The sequence below is a fragment of the Nonomuraea harbinensis genome (assembly GCF_019396385.1).
GTDB lineage: Bacteria > Actinomycetota > Actinomycetes > Streptosporangiales > Streptosporangiaceae > Nonomuraea > Nonomuraea ferruginea.
Genome location: NZ_JAHKRN010000008.1, coordinates 151,687 through 167,968 on the forward strand (window position 1 = coordinate 151,687; position 16,282 = coordinate 167,968).

Below are 16,282 nucleotides of genomic sequence, written 5' to 3' on the forward strand. Positions count from 1 at the left end.
TCAGATCCCCAGCTCCTGGCCGAGAGCGGCGAGGTCGTCGGCGGCGGACCGCCGCTTCAGATCATCACGCCGTTTGTACGCCATGAGATCCTCAACGGTGATGCGACGGTGCTTCCCCACCATCCGGTAAGGGATCGCACCATCCTCCAGCAAGCCGATCAGGTACGGCCGGGACACGTTCAGCATGTCCGCCGCCTGCTGGGTGGTGAGCTCGGCGTGGGACGGAACAACCGACACACCCCGACCCTCCGCGGCCTGAGCCAGTATGTACGCCAGCAGGCTCACGGCGTCACGCGGAAGAATCAATGCTTCCTCGTTGCCGACCTCCCCGGAAACCGGGATGACCTCCTTCTCGGGATGTCTCATCAGATAGTCCTTGATCCGCCTGACGGCTCGGGCTGCGACCTGCGCGTCCATCGACCCGGGCTCGATCGAGCGCTTGACCTGGATGCCTGCCATGACTGGCTCCCTCCCCACAGTCGCATTATGCGCAATAATCGAAACAAACGCAACAGAGGACTTGCGAGGCAGGGCTGGAGACTGCTCGCGACCTGCTGTCCGGTGTGGACGTGGAGTGGGGCGAGTGGCCGCACGGTGGCCGGTTCGTCACCAGCCCCCGCCGCCGAAGCGATGTGGCTGTGGGATCGCTCGCTGACAGGGGGCACCCTGATCGAGCAGACCCCGGTTCGCTCAATGATTTCGAGCGATTGCGAGTGGCAGGCTGGCAGGACCCTTTCTGCCAGAATCTTGACTAGAGAGGACGAACATCCAGGCACATGCGAGGGCTACCGGTGGGCCACCCCGAAGATTTCCGAGAAGGGATGACGATGTCAGCTGAGCGGAAGCCGGGTGCTGTCAGGCAGTTGCGGCTCGTGGTGGAGGCGGAGGATTACGAAGCGGCCGTCGCTTTCTATCGGGACGTGCTGGGTTTGCCGGAGCAGGCCGCCTTCTCCGGGGGCGACGGAGCTGAGGTGGTGATCCTGGAGGCGGGCCGGGCGACGCTGGAGATCGCCAATCCGGCGCAGAAGCGGATGATCGACGACGTGGAGGTGGGGCGGCAGGTGGCGCCCAAGTTCCGGGTCGCGTTCGAGGTGGAGGACACGCGGGAGACCGTCGACCGCCTGACGTCGGGTGGAGCGGATGAGGTCGCACCGCCTACCGTCACGCCCTGGCAGTCGCTGAACGCCCGATTGGACGCGCCGGGTGGCATGCACATCACCGTCTTCCAGGAACTGCAGAGCCTGGAGGAGCGGGAATCGATGGACGGATTCGGCACCGGGACCTCACAGAGCGTCGCCTTATGATCACGAAAAATGACCACCCGGGCGTGGAAAGTTCCAGGCCAACCCGGCCGCGACGAGGACGACGATGCTGATCAGGGCCAGCGACACCGTCACCGACTCTCGTCCTGAGAGCTCCATCGTGTTCTGCAAGGTCTCGCCCGCGCCGTGGAAGGCGAACGCGGCCGCACCGCAACCGAAGACGAACCCCGCGACACCGACGAGCGCGGTGACGGTCTTGCCTGCGCGCACCGGCAGGAACCACGCGAGACCGGCACACAGTAAGCCGGCGAGGACGACATCGGCGACGGCGACGATCAGCACGGCGACGCTGAGCACGGCATCGTCCCCGTAGTGCTCGAAGTGCTCCCACGTCCCGCCGGCGTCGGGGAGCCCGGCGACGTCGACCGCCGTGATGATCGCCATCAGCGCGGCAACACCCATGAGCTGCCACGCCTTCGGCCGCGTCGTGTCACTCCGCACGTGCACCTTGGTAGCGGGCTGTGCCCCTGCCATGGTCAGCGCTTCGGCGACGGTCGGCCTGCGCCGCGGGTCCTTGTCCAGCAGCCGCGTGATCAGCTGCGTGAGCGGTCCGGCTCGTCGCGGCGCCGGGGCCTCCTCCAGCAGCACCGCGGCCAGCGTCGCCTCGTGGGTGTCGCGGCGGAACGGCGAGACTCCCTAGACGGCCTGGTAGAGGGTCACGCCGAGGGAGAACAGATCGCCGGCGGGAAGGCCGTCGGCGCCGCGCAACCGCTCCGGCGCCGTGTACTCGGCCGAGCCGATGAGCATCCCGGTTGCGGTCAGCGCGGTGTCGGTGTGGTGGACCGCGGTCCCGAAGTCGGTGAGCAGGACCTTCCCGTTCTCGGCGAGCATGACGTTGGCGGGTTTGATGTCGCGGTGCACGACACCTTCCCGGTGCGCCGCGCCGACGGCCGTCAGCAGTGCCGCGGCGACTTCGGCGGCCCTGCCCGCCGGAAGCGGTCCGTGCTCCGCGAGGTGCTCGCTCAGCGAGCGGCCGTCGACGAGTTCCATGACGATCCAAGGAAGGCCGTCATCGATGACGACGTCGTGGACCGCGACGATGCCGTCGTACTTGCGCAACCGGGCGGCATTGCGGGCCTCGCGCGTGGCGCGCGCCAGCCGCTCGGCCCGTTCGGTCTCCGGCGGCCCTGCCGGCAGCCGCAGCTCCTTGATCGCGACGTCCACGTCGAGGGCCGTGTCGCGGGCCTGCCAGACCCGCCCGAAACCCCCGGACCCCAGTTCGGCGACCAGGCGGTAGCGCCCGCCGACCACGTCACCGGCCAGCCTCGAAGTCATGACCGTCTCCCGCCATCGTGCTCGGCACGGACAGTTGATCAGAGTACAGCCACCGATATCGGTGCACGCCTGTTCGCGCTTATGCGAAAGCGACGGTCATCGCGTCCGCGGGCCGGTGTTATTCGCTGGCCTGCGGGTGCGAGCCCCTTCTAGGATCCCGGCCATGCCGTGCCATCGTCGCCAGCGACAACGTGAGTTCACACCGCACCACTGGTTGAACCCACCCCCGCGACGGAGAAGCAATGACCGCACCGCCACTCGACGTCCGCTATTTCGCGGACGCGCTGCCCCATGCCGACACTGATCTGGCCTTCCTCCTCACCGAGGTGACCTGGGACGACCGCATGCGTGCGCGCCGTACCGCCAGTTTCGGCGTGCCGTACAACTACTCCGGCCAGCACTACGAACCCATGGCGATGCCACCGCGGATCGCGGCGATCGCGGCCCGCGTCGGCGAGTTCGCGGGCTACCCCTTCAACAACTGCCTGGCCAACCGCTACGAAACCGGCGACAACACCATGGGCTTCCACCAGGATTCCTACGAGGGCCTGACTCCGTCCAGCGCGATCGCGATCGTCTCGCTCGGCGCCACACGCCCCCTGGTGTTCCGCAGCATCGACGGGGCCCACCGCACGGAACTCACCCTTGAGCACGGGTCATTGCTCCTGATGACACAGACGACTCAGCGCACCTGGACCCACGGTGTCCCCCGCACCAGTTCCGCCGGACGCCGCATCAGCCTCACGTTCCGTTGTTTCGATACGGGGTCCGTGAATCCTTCGAGGTGAATCTCGACGCTCCTGAAGTGAAGGCCGCTGCAGGCACGGAGATAGGTCGAGGCCGGCCCCACGCATGGGCCGATTCGGCGTACCTACGAATATCTTCCTGATCAAAGGCACAACAAGTCCAAGCGTGGTTCCGACGAACTAGAGGATACGATGATGAGCCCGGAAGAACTCGAGCGAGAGAATGAGGCAGTTCTGGACGCGGTCCAGGCACTATTGGGCCTCATCTCCCCAGATGTGATTGCCGTGGCAGTCCGTGCGGAGAAGGATCGCATCGAATTGAGCTTCTGGGTTCGACGCCGTACGAGCGAACTCGACGAGGACATAGAGGATGCAATCTTCGACATGGAGGCTCTCCATTCTGGGGAAGGTCCTCTTATCGAGCCAATTATCCATGACGGAGCACCCGATCCTGCGATGCTAGGTCCATACGTTCGGATGATCTACTGGGCGAAGCACTGAGGCTTTTTCGTGCGCCCAGCAGAGCAGGAGGTGAAGCCGTGACATAGCGGTGGATCTTGCTGTTCGTAAGCTCGTCGTCGCTTGCCGGTGGGAGTCCGGCCCGGGTAGCTGCCAGGAGGCCCGGTAGCAGGCTGGCGGCTTCGTCTGAAACGGGTGGGGTCGAAGCCCAGCGTCAAAGGCCCTTTCGTGGGGGAGCGACGGTGCGGTCCGTAGCATGAAGCGAAGCCTGCGGCGTCGTTGCTCAGCCCGCCCTTGTGGTGGGACAAGGGAGTGCCGAGCCTCTCGAAACCGGGGCGAAGGCCATGGACGCGGTGAAGATCCTGGAAGCAGCCGTCAAGGACTCCCCGGCGTATGGGTCGCGGAACGTGCCGATAGTGGCGGTGGGAATTGGGGAGGCCCTCCCCAGCCCGGCAACCTGCGGAAGCTTATCTTCGTTGCCGGAGCATCGCGCCCTATAACCGGTCGAAGCCGGGAAGCGGGTGGCGAGCCGGGGTGGTGCCCTTGGAGCCGACGTTGGGATACCCGTGTGGATGAGAGCCTGGCTCTCGGACCACCAGGTCTCGACGGTGGTGGTGTGCTCCGAGCGGAGCCGTTCGGAGATCTACTGCTGGGTCTTGGCCGGGCGGATGTCACGTTCGCCCTGGTTGGTGGTGGGGGAACGTTCAGGTCGTGGGCGAAGCGCAGCACGTCGTGCTCGCGGTCGCAGAAGACTTCCAGCAGGACGTTGTCGAGCAGTTGGGTGACGGTCTTGGCCGGTCCGGCATGCAGGGGTGGCCTGATCTCCGATGGTCGGCCTCCATGCATGTGGCAACATCTTGGCTGCTGCTGTGAGGGACGCTGCAGGCACGGAGATGGGCGTGAAAGGGCGGTCGAGGCCGGCTCACCCGAGACCGGAGGCGCTTCGGAGGCTGTGATGGTACAGATCGCGGGGATGAATGGGCGGGCCGGGGTCAGCACTTGATGGTGTCCCGATGGCATTGAAGAAGATGGCAGAGGATGGATCTCGTGAAGGTGAATTGGACGCCCCTTGTCCTCACAGGCGTAGCTCTCGTCGTCGCCGCTATTTCGCTTGCTCTGAAGGCAAGTCCTGATCCTGACGTGGTCCGAATCGGCGGCACCCTCGGCGCCGTGGGAATCCTGGTAGGCGGGGCAGCCCTCGTGGTCTATGGGATCCAGCGCGAGATCGAACGGGATCGAGACCGCCGCATGTGATCGCATCCTGTCCGTGCTCTGGATGTGATCCGAGCGGGGCATCATCACGTTGATGAAGAAGATCACCGTGACTTTGGTGGCCTGCGGTGCTCTGCTGGCGGGCGGTGATTCTTCTCGGGCAGTGACCAAGGACCCCGTACGGGCGCTTGATGCTCTTCTGGCGCCGGGACGTGGCGTGCACTTCACCGAGGTGACCACTCTGTCAGGTGGCGCCGGCGAGCGGGTGGAGCGCCAGCGTACGGGGCTCTTCGAGTTCAACGCGGACGGCGGCGTCAAGGCCCTCCACGTCACCACCACGGGGGGTGAGCACGGACGTGAACGTGCTATCGGCTTCCACCACGACGTAGGCGGCACCGGCTACCGTTCCGGGGGACCTGTAGGAAAGTGGCTGAAGACGGGCAACGACTGGTGGAAGGATTCTCACCAGTCGCACCTCTGGCACACACAGTTGCTTGGTTATGACGAGCAACTCGTCAACCCGGCCGAGCCCGCGACCTTGGACGCTCTGCTGAAGAACGGGAAGCGGAGTGGAGACACCATCACAGGCGTAATCACCTTCGAGGAGCTTGAGCGGGTTTCCCGCTGGGCGCAGCACTCAACGCACGCCGGCTGGGATTCGGGCACAAGGCTGTCCTACACCATCACTCTGAACTCCATGAACGTGATCAGCAGGGTGCGGAGCACGTTCACATTCGCTGACGGCCTCGACGAACTGGTAGGCAAAACCCTCGACGTCGACACCCGCTACAGCCGGTGGGGCGGCAATGTCTCCATCAAGGCGCCGGACCCTGGTGAGACGACCACCGAGCTATGCATCGAGGGCATCTGCAATTGGCGCCTTCCTGGCTGACGGGCAGAGCATATCCCGATCGTCTATGACAACACCTTGATGGAGGTCCCCGAATGAAGGTAGTGGCCCGTGGCCAGGACATGATCGTTCTCGAACTCTCTGTCAAAGAAACGCACACCATCATTGCGAGTCTGCGTGAAGCCGACCAGGAGTTGGAAGACTGGGAGTTCCAGACAAGAACCGGAGTCGAGCGAAACGTGATGAGAGAGTTGCACCGCGCCATCCGCGATGCACTTTATGGAGCCGGGGCGTAAGTATTCGTCCCTGGCCGGATCTTTCGTGATCGTCCGGCACCGCACAAGGTAGTGGATTGTCCTTTGCCCGGTATCGGTTTTGAGCAATTTCCCTTTCGATTCCCGTCGCATCTATTGTGGCTGGACTGGACATGGTCATGGTGCACTTTCAAAGGTGGATGCAGTGTTTGCGGGGATCGACGAAGTTCCCTGGGCCCAGATTGCAGGGGCCTGTGACCAGCCTCAATCTGTACTGTTCTTGCTACGCAAAATCGTAGAAGGGAAGTCGGGCGACGCATATGTGTGGGATCTGCGCAGCCGACTTCTTGCTGGTGAAGGAAAGGTTGCTGAGGTTGCTCCTTACCTAATTCCCTACCTGCTGGAAGTCGTTGCGGTACCTGAACTGCCGCATCGGGCGCTGATCGTGAACACCCTAACGGAGATCGTACTCGGAGAGTCGGCCTACCCTTATTCCAGCGAGCAGGCAGGCAGGTCGAAACCAGATTATGTTGCGGTAGCACGAGCTAAAATAGTTGCTGAAAGCGATCGACTGATCAGGCTTCTTTACGATAAGGACGACTCGGTCGCTGCTGCGACGGCTCAGTTGCTTGCATGGCTGCCAGAGGCCGCTGAGGCGAGTGTGCCGGTATTACGCGCCCGAGTTGAAAGCGGCGCAGCCGATAGTAACGCCCGTGACACCAGTGCGAGAGATGCGGAAGCGGCCTGTATTATCGCCCTCGCACGGCTCTCACCGGATGGGCACCGCGGCTGGTTCACAAACATGTTCCATCAAGCGATCCACCCTGATGTGAGCGCTGCCGCTGCAGTAGGGATAGCGCTAACGGACTGGCGAGCGGAGGCCGACCTCCCTGCAGTGCGAGCAGCCACTGATGCTCTATTGGATCGAGCTTCAGCCTTCAACCGTATTCATTGGTACCGATACGGGCTGAACGTTATCAGCACGAGCTTCCAGCAAGCCGAGCGCTGGAGTCGCGCCTTAGCACGGGAAGTTTTGTCCCGTTCGGGGCAGCGGGAGGACCAGTGGGGCGCGCTCCTGGCGCAGGAGGCGATGGAGCGATGGAGAAGTGCTCCGGCTGAACTCGTTCCACTCGTCGCGAACAAGGTCCGAACGATGGTGATTGTGGCGCCAAACCAGGAGGACCTCGATGCTACGGAACAGTTTGTCGAGGTGCTTGGGCTTTCTGGACATGCCGTCGCTGCTCACGCCGACTTACTCGCTACCTTTTTGACAGGTGATCCCAACTATTACTGGCCAGCGGGGACATCGCCGGCAGTTAATGCTTTGGCACGCATCGGTGATGCCCGCTGTCTTCCATGGCTAGCTTCCGCCATGCTCGAGCACCGCGGGCTGGTTGGTCACATCGATTTCGGACACGCACTACCCGGTATGACGGCTCATAGCGACGCTTTGATCCCCGTAGTCGAGACGGTCCTGCGTAAGCTCGACGACCCAGGCTGGAACCCCAGATGGGACACGGTCAGGTTTATGCAGGGCTTGTGCGCATGGAAGGAGGCGGCTGCTCCGTTGGCCTCTGCCGTCGCGGCTCGGATGCACAAGCATGCTTGGCTGGCGTTATCTGTGCTAGGCGCGATTGGCCCAGCTGCCATGGAAGCCGAGCCACTCGTGCGGGCCTTGCTCGATGAAGATGGGCACGATTACGACGAGGAACAGGAATTGGCTGCTTGGGCGTTGTGGCGCATAACTGGTGAACCTGGGAGGGCGGTTGAAATCTGGACCAACGCCATTGTGGGCGATCACCATGCTACCCGCCGCATAGCCCCTCTACTCACACAGCTAGGTCCCGCTGCCGCAAGTGCCGCCCCCTACCTACGTTCGTTGCTCGACGATATCGAACCGGACGATCATCGATCTGTGGGCATCGCCCGGACGTTGTGGGCTGTCACCGGTAACGCAGCAGGTTTGATCCCACCGCTAGTTGCCGCCGTCGAGAAAAGACCGCTGGATGATGAGTGGTTTGGAATGCCACCTGATGGATTGCAGGCGATCGAGACCTTGGGATGGATCGGCGCAGCTGCCGCCGAGGCTATCCCCGCCCTGCACTCGATCGCCCACGGCCCGACGCGGGTAACCGCTGGCGACGTGTGGTTAGACGAGTGCTACCAAGAGGCTGCTCGGGCAGCTCTCTCAGCAGTTCAAGGTGACAAGACTCCCAAGACACCTTATAGGTGAGGCCAGGTATCCCGAAGGGGGAATCCTTGCTCAAGCACGCTCGATGACCGCTGAACCCAGAGGAACGAGGGTGATCTCCTTTGTCACCTGGGTTCCGGTCTGGAGATCTGTACCGGAGAAAGGAAGCGGAACGGTGGTTGAGTTGGCGCTGTGGTTGAGCAGGAATAGGTATTTGTCCCCTCTGATCGTGCATTCCACGTGCGAAGGAACTTCGGTGAATGGCGACCTCACACCCGCCATTCGTACGGTATCCACCAGCACTCCGCCGAAAGCTGACTCCTCCAATAGCGTGGCGAAGTAGATCACCCGTCCCGAGCCGAATCCGTTCTCGACGACGGCGGCGCGGCCGGCGAGGAGCCCGTCGTGGTAGACCGCCAGGGGCTTGCCGGTTTCCAGGTGGAGGTCTTCACGCCACCAGCTCGCCGTGGTGGTTCGACCGTCGGTGAACTCGACGATGAAGGTCTCGGATGGGCGAGCCGGCCAGTATTCGTCGATTCTGGCGCCGACCAACTCCCGGAACGCGCCCGGATACCCGTCCGGCCGGACGCGGTTGCAAGAATCCACGACGCCGGAGAAGAACGACATGATGACCGTCCCCCCGGCGAGGGCGAACGCGTGGATGGTCGCCACCCCGACATCATCAATCAGGTAGGCGTTCGGGACGATCAACACCTTGTACGGGGACAGATCGCCGCCGGTAGACACCACGTCCACGGGCACATGCTCCCGCCACAGCGGCGTGTAGTGCCGCATCACCGTGTCCGCATAGCTGAAGTCGTTCCGAGGCAGCCCGTACGTCTCCTCCAACCCCCACCACCCGTTCCAGTCGAACAGCATCGCCACGTCGGCCCGCATCGAGGTGCCGGCGACCCCGGACAGCAGTCGGAGTTCCCGGCCCAGGTCCGTCACCTCGCGGAAGGTGCGGGACGACGGCCCGGAGTGAGGGAGCATCGCCGAGTGGAAACGCTCCTGGCCGCCCCGGCTGGCCCGCCACTGGAAGAACATCACCGAGTCCGCCCCCCGCGACAGCGCCTGCAGCGACCCGAGCCGCATCCGCCCCGGCTCCTTGACGACATTCAGCTTCCACTGACTCACCGCCGAGGCCGCCTGCTCCATCAGCATCCACGGCTGACCGCCCTTCAAGGACCGGAACAGGTCGTACTGGAAGGCGGCCGAGATGTGCGACGTCGGGTCCGCCGGGTCGGGGTAGATGTCGAGGGCGACCGCGTCCTCCTCCGGCGCCCAGCGCCAGTAGTCGGCATGGCGATAAAAGCGCATAAAGTTTGTCATGACCGGAATGTCATCCCGGAACGACCGGACGATGTCCCGCTCGGCGACGAAACACTCCAGCAGCGCGTCCGACGTGAAGCGCTTGAAGTCGAGCCGCCGCGCCGGGTTCGACCACGAACGCGGGATGTTCGGCACCTCGATCTGCTCCCAGGACGTGTAGACCTGCCCCCAGAACCGGGTGGTCCACGCCTCGTTCAGCGCGTCGAGGGACCCGTACCTCCGCCGCAGCCACTCCCGAAAAGCGACGGAACTGGCCGGGTTGTACGCGGTAGGCCCGTACTCGTTGCTGATGTGCCACATCGCCAGCGCCGGATGGTACGAGTACCGCTCGGCCAGCTTGGTGGTGATCGCCGCAGCGTACCGCCGGTAGATCGGCGAGGACGGGTCGTAGTGCAGCCGGCTGCCGAACCCGAACGGCTCCCCGTCCGCCATGATCGGAAAGACCTCGGGGTGCAACTGGGTCAGCCACACCGGCGGCGCGGCCGTCGGAGTGGCCAGGTTGACCGCGATGCCGTTGCCGTGCAGCAGGTCCATGACCTCGTCGAGCCAGCCGAACTCGTACGTGCCCGGCTCGGGTTCCAGTGAGGCCCAGGCGAAGACGCCGAGCGAGACGACGTTGACCCCGGCCTCGCGCATCAGCCGCACGTCCTCGCACCACACGGCCGGGTCCCACTGCTCGGGGTTGTAGTCACCGCCGTACGCCAGCCCGCCGACGCGACTCCTGAACGCGGCCATACGAGACATTACGCTCCCAAAGCAGCAGTCAACCGATGCCGCACGGCATCAGAAAGTTTCGGTAGGAGTTGCCGGAAACTTGGCCGTCACTTGTTGCGTTACGGTAGGCTCCGCTTCGCGGCGCTGTCAACAGCGCCACGAGCGCTCCCAGGGGGTTCCGTGCAACGCGCCACGCTCGCCGACATCGCCGCGACCGCCGGTGTCTCCGTGCCCACGGTCTCCAAGGTCCTGAGCGGCCGTAAGCACGTCTCGCCCACCACCCGCGACCGGGTGCTGGAGGCGGCCAGGGCCCACGGCTACGAGCCGCCGCGCCCGCCGGGCGGCCCTCGCGCCGGCATCGTCGACCTGCTCATCAACGGCCTCGGCTCGCCCTGGGCGCACGTCCTCATCGAGGGCGCCGAGGCGGCGGCCGCGCGCTGGGGCTTCTCGCTCGTGGTCACCTCCTCCTACCGCCCCGACTTCGACCGGCGGCGCTGGGTGGGCATGCTGCGCAAGCGCGGCACCGACGGCATCGTGCTGGTGCTGTCGCGGGCCGGCCAGGAGGAGATCGAGGCGATCAAGGACCTGCTGCACGTCCCGCTGGTCCTGCTCGACCCCGTCGGCCAGCGCGAGCTGGGGCTGTCGGCCGTCGGCGCGACCAACTGGGCCGGCGGCGTCCAGGCGACCACCCACCTGCTGGAGCTCGGCCATCGGCGCATCGGCTTCATCGGCGGCCCGCTCGACAAGCAGTGCACGCTCGACCGCTACGAGGGCTACCTCGCCGCGCACCGCACGTTCGGCATCGACCCCGACCCGGCCCTGACCCGTTACGGCGACTTCCTGATCTCGGGCGGCCGGCTCCACGGCGGCGAGCTGCTCGACCGCCCCGACCGGCCGACCGCCGTCTTCGCAGGCTCCGACCCGCAGGCCGCCGGCGTCTACCAGGCCGCCGCCGAACGCGGCATCCGCGTGCCCCACGAGCTGTCCGTCGTCGGCTTCGACGACTCGCCGCCGTGCGAGATGATGACGCCCCCGCTCACCACCGTGCGCCAGCCGCTCGACGAGATGGCCAACGAGGCGATCCGGCTGGTCCACGAGGAGCTCACGCACCCGCGCTCCACCGGCACCCGCATCGAGCTCGCCACGAGTCTCGTCGTCCGGAGCAGCACCGCTCCTCCCGCCGGCTGACTCGTCGTACGGCGGCATCATGCGGGCGGGCGTCACCCCTCGCACGGGCCTCTGAAAGTTTCTGGCAAACGAGCCCCGCCCTGGACGTTGCCGCAGGTGCGCATCTCCTGGTACGGCCGGGCTCCGACCGCCCTCTTGACACCTCTCGACGCGCGCCCTAAGTTGCCGAAATATTAACGGGTCTCCGAAAATTTTCGGCAAAGTCCGGCATCACGGTTTCCGTATGCCGCCCGGCCGAGAGGATGGCATGACGGGCCAGTCACCCCCCGACACCACGCCCGGCGCGAACTCCCCCTGGCGGGACCGGAGGCTGACGCCCGCCGAGCGGGCCGACGCCCTCGTCCCGCTCATGACGCTGGAAGAGAAGATCGCCCAGCTCGTCGGCGTCTGGGCCGGCGCCGACCCATCGGGGGACGGCGTCGCCCCGCGCCAGGCCGACATGAACGTCGTCGACTGGGCCACGGTCATCCGCCACGGCCTGGGCCAGCTCACCCGCCCGTACGGCACCGCCCCGGTCGACCCGGCGGCGGGCGCCCGGTCCCTGGACGCATCCCAGCGGGAGATCATGGCGGCCAACCGGTTCGGCATCCCGGCCCAGGTGCACGAGGAATGCCTGACCGGCTTCTCCGCCTGGCGGGCGACCGTGTACCCGGCGCCGCTGAGCTGGGGCGCGTCCTTCGACCCGGGGCTCATCGAGGAGATGGCCGGGCGGATCGGCCGCTCCATGCGCGCGGCCGGCGTGCACCAGGGCCTCGCGCCGGTCCTCGACGTGACCCGCGACTACCGCTGGGGGCGCACCGAGGAGACCATCGGCGAGGACCCTTACCTGGCCGGCAGCATCGGCGCCGCCTACGTGCGCGGCCTGGAGGGCGCCGGGATCGTCGCCACCCTCAAGCACTTCGCCGGCTACGCGGCCTCCCGCGGGGGACGCAACCTCGCTCCCGCGCACATGGGGCCGCGTGAACTGTCCGACGTCGTGCTGCCGCCGTTCGAGATGGCGCTGCGGCTGGGTGGCGCCCGGTCGGTCATGAACTCGTACGCGGAGATCGACGGCGTGCCCGTGGCCGCCGACGAGAGCCTGCTCACCGGGCTGCTGCGCGAGGAGTGGGGCTTCACCGGCACGGTGGTCGCCGACTACTTCGCCGTCCGGTTCCTGCAGAGCCTGCACGGGGTGGCCGGGGACGGCGCGGAGGCGGCCGGGCTCGCGCTGCGCGCCGGGATCGACGTCGAACTCCCCACCGTCGACACGTACGGCGGGCCGCTCGTCGAGGCCGTCAAGTCCGGCACGGTCAGCGAGGCGCTGATCGACCGCGCGCTCCACCGCGTCCTGGCCCAGAAGGCCGAACTCGGCCTGCTCGACGAGGACTGGCAACCGATTCCGGCCCCCCAAGCCCTGGGCTACGGGACGGCCGCGCAAGCTCCGGGCCGCGTGGGCGACGGCACGGACGGGCGGGTCTCTGACCACTCGGCGGACGCGTCAGTCTCCGGGCACGTGGGTGGCGGCGGGGATGGGCGGATTTCTGGCAGCCGGGGTTACGGGACGGACGCGCAAGCTTCGGGTCGCGCGGACGACGGCGTGGCCGAGAGGGTTTCCGATCACGGGGGTGATGGCGGGGAGGGGCAGGGTGTCGGGGGTCGTGGTGGTTTGAGGCTTGATGACGAGGGGTCTCGGGGGCTTGCTCTGCGGCTGGCTCGGGAGTCCGTCGTGCTCGTGAGGAACGGCGGGGTGTTGCCGCTGGCTCCCGGTCTGCGCGTCGCTCTGGTGGGGCCGGTGGCCGACGATCCGATGGCGATGCTCGGCTGCTACGCCTTTCCCAACCACGTGGGTCCGCACCATCCCGGGCAGGGGCTCGGGCTGGAAATCCCGTCGCTGCGCGAGGAGCTGGGGAAACGGATCCCAGGGCTCACGTACGCGGCGGGCTGCGACGTCAGGGGAGAGGACACCGCAGGCATCGCGGCGGCCGTCGCCGTCGCCAGGGAGAGCGACGTGTGCGTGCTCGCCGTCGGCGACCGGGCCGGGCTGTTCGGGCGCGGCACCTCCGGCGAGGGGTGCGACGCGACCGACCTGAGCCTGCCGGGCGTGCAGGCCGAACTGGTGCGGGCCGTGCTCGCCACGGGCACCCCGGTGGTGCTGGTGCTGCTCGCCGGTCGCCCGTACGCGCTCGGGCCGGAGACGGACGCGGCCGCGGCGGTGCTGTTCGGCTTCTTCCCGGGCCAGCTCGGCGGTCGAGCCGTCAGCGAGGTGCTCACCGGCGCGGTGAATCCGTCAGGGCGGCTGCCGGTCAGCGTCCCCCGCGACGCGGGCGGGCTGCCGGCCACCTACCTGACCCCGCCGCTGGGACGGCGCACCGACGTGTCGTCGGTCGACCCGACGCCCGCGTTCCCGTTCGGGCACGGCCTGACCTACACGACCTTCGAGTGGACCGGGGCCGAGAGCGGCGGCGAGTGGCCCGTCGACGGCGAGACGGTCGCGGCCGTCACCGTCCGCAACACCGGGGAGCGGCCCGGCGCCGAGGTCGTCCAGCTCTACCTGCACGACCCGGTCGCCCAGACCACCCGTCCGGTCGTCCGCCTCATCGGGTACGCCCGCGTGCAGTTGGAGCCCGGCGAGGCCGCTCGCGTCACCTTCACCGTCCACGCCGACCTCGCCTCGTTCACCGGCGTGCGCGGCAGGCGGATCGTCGAGCCCGGCGACGTCGAGCTGCGCCTGTCCCGCTCCAGCGCGGACGTGGCGGCGGCGCTCCCGTTACGCCTGACAGGCGAGGAACGCGAGGTCGCCCGCGAACGGCGCCTGCAACCCACGGTCCACATCGAGCGCGGCATGACCGGCGTGGGCCGCCGGGACGGAGCACCGGAGGTCTGATGAGCGCAACCGACACCGTCCCGCCGGACACGCGCGAGCCGCGCCGGGCCCGCCGCGACGGGGGGAAGCCGCCGGCGGCGCCGCGCACCACGTGGCGGCGGGCGCTGCGCCGCGACTGGCAGCTGTACACGCTGGCGCTGCTGCCGCTGGCGTTCTTCCTGATCTTCAGGTACGTGCCGATGATCGGCAACGTCATCGCCTTCCGCAAGTTCGAGCCGGGCGGCAGCATCTTCGGCGAGGAGTGGGTGGGCCTGCGCTACGTGCGCATGTTCCTGGACGACCCGACGTTCTGGACGGTGTTCACCAACACGCTCGTCCTCGGCGGCCTGACGCTGCTGTTCTGCTTCCCGCTGCCGATCGTGCTGGCGCTGCTGCTGAACGAGATCCGCACCCGCAAGCTCAAGCGGTTCCTGCAGTCGGTGTCCTACCTGCCGCACTTCCTGTCCATCGTGATCGTGGCAGGCATCGTCATGCAGATGACGGCCGTCGACGGCCCGATCAACCAGCTGCTCAAGGTGGTCGGCGAGGAGCCCGTACCGTTCCTGCAGAAGCCGGAGTGGTTCCGGACGATCTACGTCACGTCCGAGATGTGGCAGACGGTCGGCTGGGGGACGATTCTCTACCTCGCCGCGCTGACCACCATCGACGACCAGCTGTACGAGGCGGCGCGGATCGACGGCGCCGGCCGGTGGCGGCAGATCTGGCACGTCACCCTGCCGGGCATCCGCCCCACGATCGTGACGCTGATGATCCTCAACATCGGCACCTTCATGGCCGTGGGCTTCGAGAAGGTCCTGCTGCTGTACAACCCGCTGACCTATCCGACCGCCGACGTGATCACCACGTACCTGTACCGCATGGGCGTCGAGTCCAGCAGCCTCAGCTACGCCGCCGCGATCGGCCTGTTCGAGGCGCTGATCGGGATCGTGCTCATCACCTCGGCCAACGTGATCTCCCGCCGCACAGTAGGGACGAGCCTGTGGTGAAGCTGGACGACAGCCCCGGCTACCGCGTGTTCCGGTGGATCAACGCGGTGATCCTCACCGGCGTCGTGGTCGTGACGCTGTATCCGTTCGTCAACATCATCGCGCGCTCGTTCAGCGAGGAACGGTACATCGTCACCGGGCAGGTCAACCTGATCCCGCGCGGGTTCAACCTGTCGACCTACGAAGTCCTGATGTCGGACCCGATGTTCTGGACGAACTACCGCAACACGGTGGTCTACACCGTCGTCGCCACGGCCATCGCCATGGTGATGACGACGTGTTACGCGTACGTGCTGTCGAAGAGGCACCTCAAGGGCCGCACGGTCCTGATCTGGATCGCCGTCTTCACCATGATCTTCTCCGGCGGTCTGATCCCCAACTACGTGCTGATCAACAGCCTCGGGCTGACGAACTCGATCTGGGCCATCGTCCTGCCCAACGCCATCAGCGTCTTCAACCTCCTGGTCATGAAGGCGTTCTTCGAGAACCTGCCGACCGAGCTGGAGGAGGCCGCCGCGATCGACGGCCTCGGCACCTACGGCATCCTGTGGCGCATCGTGCTGCCGCTGTCGAAGGCGGTCATCGCCACGATGGTGCTCTTCTACGCGGTCTCGTTCTGGAACTCCTGGTTCACCGCGTTCCTCTACCTGCACGAGCAGCGGCTGTTCCCGGTCACCATCTACCTGCGCAACCTCATCGCCGGGGCCACCACCTCGGATTCCTACGGCCTCGCGGCCGGCGACGTGACGCAGGCGGCGTCGAACATCCAGTCGGTGGCGATCATGCTCACCGTCCTGCCCATCCTGGCGGTCTACCCCTTCGTCCAGAGGTACTTCGTCTCCGGCGTCATGCTCGGCGCGGTCAAGGGATAGACCGCAACCCCACCCCCA

Annotated in this window: 16 protein-coding genes; 12 read left to right on the forward strand and 4 right to left on the reverse strand. The window is 66.4% G+C overall.

Translation table 11 applies throughout. The annotated features are described in order from the left end of the window. Positions 1-459: a helix-turn-helix domain-containing protein gene (locus KME79_RS11295; protein ID WP_148031998.1), complete on the reverse strand. Its 459-nt coding sequence runs from the start codon at positions 457-459 to the stop codon at positions 1-3. 368 nt (positions 460-827) lie between these two features. Here KME79_RS11295 and KME79_RS11300 point away from each other — a divergent pair, with 368 nt between their 5' ends. Then, positions 828-1,304 (forward strand): VOC family protein, encoded by a 477-nt coding sequence (locus KME79_RS11300; protein WP_219544377.1) that lies wholly within the window; start codon positions 828-830, stop codon positions 1,302-1,304. Here the strand turns inward: KME79_RS11300 and KME79_RS11305 are convergent, their stop codons facing one another. Together KME79_RS11305 and KME79_RS11310 are read right to left on the reverse strand one after the other, a co-directional pair. Then, complete coding sequence (locus KME79_RS11305; RefSeq protein WP_219544378.1) at positions 1,305-1,910, reverse strand: hypothetical protein; 606 nt, start codon at positions 1,908-1,910, stop codon at positions 1,305-1,307. 48 nt (positions 1,911-1,958) lie between these two features. Continuing rightward, positions 1,959-2,597: a serine/threonine-protein kinase gene (locus KME79_RS11310; RefSeq protein WP_219544379.1), complete on the reverse strand. Its 639-nt coding sequence runs from the start codon at positions 2,595-2,597 to the stop codon at positions 1,959-1,961. Between the two features lie 242 nt (positions 2,598-2,839). Here KME79_RS11310 and KME79_RS11315 point away from each other — a divergent pair, with 242 nt between their 5' ends. The 7 genes from KME79_RS11315 to KME79_RS11345 all read left to right on the forward strand — a co-directional run bounded on the left by KME79_RS11315 (position 2,840) and on the right by KME79_RS11345 (position 8,351). Further along, on the forward strand, positions 2,840-3,385 hold the full coding sequence (locus KME79_RS11315; protein ID WP_219544380.1) for an alpha-ketoglutarate-dependent dioxygenase AlkB family protein: 546 nt from the start codon (positions 2,840-2,842) through the stop codon (positions 3,383-3,385). A 150-nt stretch (positions 3,386-3,535) separates the two neighbouring features. After that, positions 3,536-3,844: a MafI2 family immunity protein gene (locus KME79_RS11320; protein ID WP_219544381.1), complete on the forward strand. Its 309-nt coding sequence runs from the start codon at positions 3,536-3,538 to the stop codon at positions 3,842-3,844. A gap of 669 nt (positions 3,845-4,513) precedes the next feature. After that, positions 4,514-4,675, forward strand: a complete 162-nt coding sequence (locus KME79_RS11325; protein WP_219544382.1) for a hypothetical protein — start codon at positions 4,514-4,516, stop codon at positions 4,673-4,675. Between the two features lie 165 nt (positions 4,676-4,840). Beyond that, positions 4,841-5,056 carry a hypothetical protein gene (locus KME79_RS11330; protein ID WP_219544383.1) on the forward strand — a complete coding sequence of 72 codons (216 nt, stop codon included), beginning with the start codon at positions 4,841-4,843 and terminating at the stop codon, positions 5,054-5,056. A gap of 52 nt (positions 5,057-5,108) precedes the next feature. Beyond that, positions 5,109-5,906: a hypothetical protein gene (locus KME79_RS11335; protein WP_219544384.1), complete on the forward strand. Its 798-nt coding sequence runs from the start codon at positions 5,109-5,111 to the stop codon at positions 5,904-5,906. 53 nt (positions 5,907-5,959) lie between these two features. Further along, the gene (locus KME79_RS11340) at positions 5,960-6,160 is read left to right on the forward strand and encodes a hypothetical protein (RefSeq protein ID WP_219544385.1); all 201 of its coding nucleotides are present in this window, start codon (positions 5,960-5,962) and stop codon (positions 6,158-6,160) included. Between the two features lie 154 nt (positions 6,161-6,314). Next, positions 6,315-8,351, forward strand: coding sequence for a hypothetical protein (locus KME79_RS11345; protein WP_219544386.1), 2,037 nt, complete (start codon positions 6,315-6,317; stop codon positions 8,349-8,351). Between the two features lie 30 nt (positions 8,352-8,381). On the opposite strand, the gene KME79_RS11350 is transcribed toward KME79_RS11345, so the two are convergent. Further along, entirely contained in the window at positions 8,382-10,376 is a 1,995-nt protein-coding gene (locus tag KME79_RS11350; RefSeq protein WP_219544387.1) for a beta-galactosidase, read from the reverse strand. A 159-nt stretch (positions 10,377-10,535) separates the two neighbouring features. Between KME79_RS11350 and KME79_RS11355 the strand changes: the two genes are divergently transcribed. The 4 genes from KME79_RS11355 to KME79_RS11370 all read left to right on the forward strand — a co-directional run bounded on the left by KME79_RS11355 (position 10,536) and on the right by KME79_RS11370 (position 16,264). Next, the gene (locus KME79_RS11355; RefSeq protein ID WP_271276549.1) at positions 10,536-11,543 is read left to right on the forward strand and encodes a LacI family DNA-binding transcriptional regulator; all 1,008 of its coding nucleotides are present in this window, start codon (positions 10,536-10,538) and stop codon (positions 11,541-11,543) included. 247 nt (positions 11,544-11,790) lie between these two features. Then, the gene (locus KME79_RS44710; protein WP_246639642.1) at positions 11,791-14,406 is read left to right on the forward strand and encodes a glycoside hydrolase family 3 N-terminal domain-containing protein; all 2,616 of its coding nucleotides are present in this window, start codon (positions 11,791-11,793) and stop codon (positions 14,404-14,406) included. Beyond that, complete coding sequence (locus KME79_RS11365) at positions 14,406-15,392, forward strand: ABC transporter permease (RefSeq protein WP_219544388.1); 987 nt, start codon at positions 14,406-14,408, stop codon at positions 15,390-15,392. Before KME79_RS44710 ends, KME79_RS11365 begins: the two co-directional genes overlap by 1 nt. Continuing rightward, complete coding sequence (locus KME79_RS11370) at positions 15,386-16,264, forward strand: carbohydrate ABC transporter permease (protein ID WP_148031990.1); 879 nt, start codon at positions 15,386-15,388, stop codon at positions 16,262-16,264. The genes KME79_RS11365 and KME79_RS11370 overlap by 7 nt, the downstream gene beginning before the upstream one ends. The last annotated feature ends 18 nt before the right edge of the window (positions 16,265-16,282 follow it).

Excerpts from the sequence above, each read along its gene's own strand:
- KME79_RS11295 (WP_148031998.1), bottom strand. The coding sequence starts at position 459 with ATGGCAGGCATCCAGGTCAAGCGCTCGATCGAGCCCGGGTCGATGGAC.
- KME79_RS11300 (WP_219544377.1), top strand. The coding sequence starts at position 828 with ATGTCAGCTGAGCGGAAGCCGGGTGCTGTCAGGCAGTTGCGGCTCGTG.
- KME79_RS11310 (WP_219544379.1), bottom strand. The coding sequence starts at position 2,597 with ATGACTTCGAGGCTGGCCGGTGACGTGGTCGGCGGGCGCTACCGCCTG.
- KME79_RS11315 (WP_219544380.1), top strand. The coding sequence starts at position 2,840 with ATGACCGCACCGCCACTCGACGTCCGCTATTTCGCGGACGCGCTGCCC.
- KME79_RS11320 (WP_219544381.1), top strand. The coding sequence starts at position 3,536 with ATGATGAGCCCGGAAGAACTCGAGCGAGAGAATGAGGCAGTTCTGGAC.
- KME79_RS11330 (WP_219544383.1), top strand. The coding sequence starts at position 4,841 with ATGGATCTCGTGAAGGTGAATTGGACGCCCCTTGTCCTCACAGGCGTA.
- KME79_RS11335 (WP_219544384.1), top strand. The coding sequence starts at position 5,109 with ATGAAGAAGATCACCGTGACTTTGGTGGCCTGCGGTGCTCTGCTGGCG.
- KME79_RS11340 (WP_219544385.1), top strand. The coding sequence starts at position 5,960 with ATGAAGGTAGTGGCCCGTGGCCAGGACATGATCGTTCTCGAACTCTCT.
- KME79_RS11350 (WP_219544387.1), bottom strand. The coding sequence starts at position 10,376 with ATGGCCGCGTTCAGGAGTCGCGTCGGCGGGCTGGCGTACGGCGGTGAC.
- KME79_RS44710 (WP_246639642.1), top strand. The coding sequence starts at position 11,791 with ATGACGGGCCAGTCACCCCCCGACACCACGCCCGGCGCGAACTCCCCC.
- KME79_RS11365 (WP_219544388.1), top strand. The coding sequence starts at position 14,406 with ATGAGCGCAACCGACACCGTCCCGCCGGACACGCGCGAGCCGCGCCGG.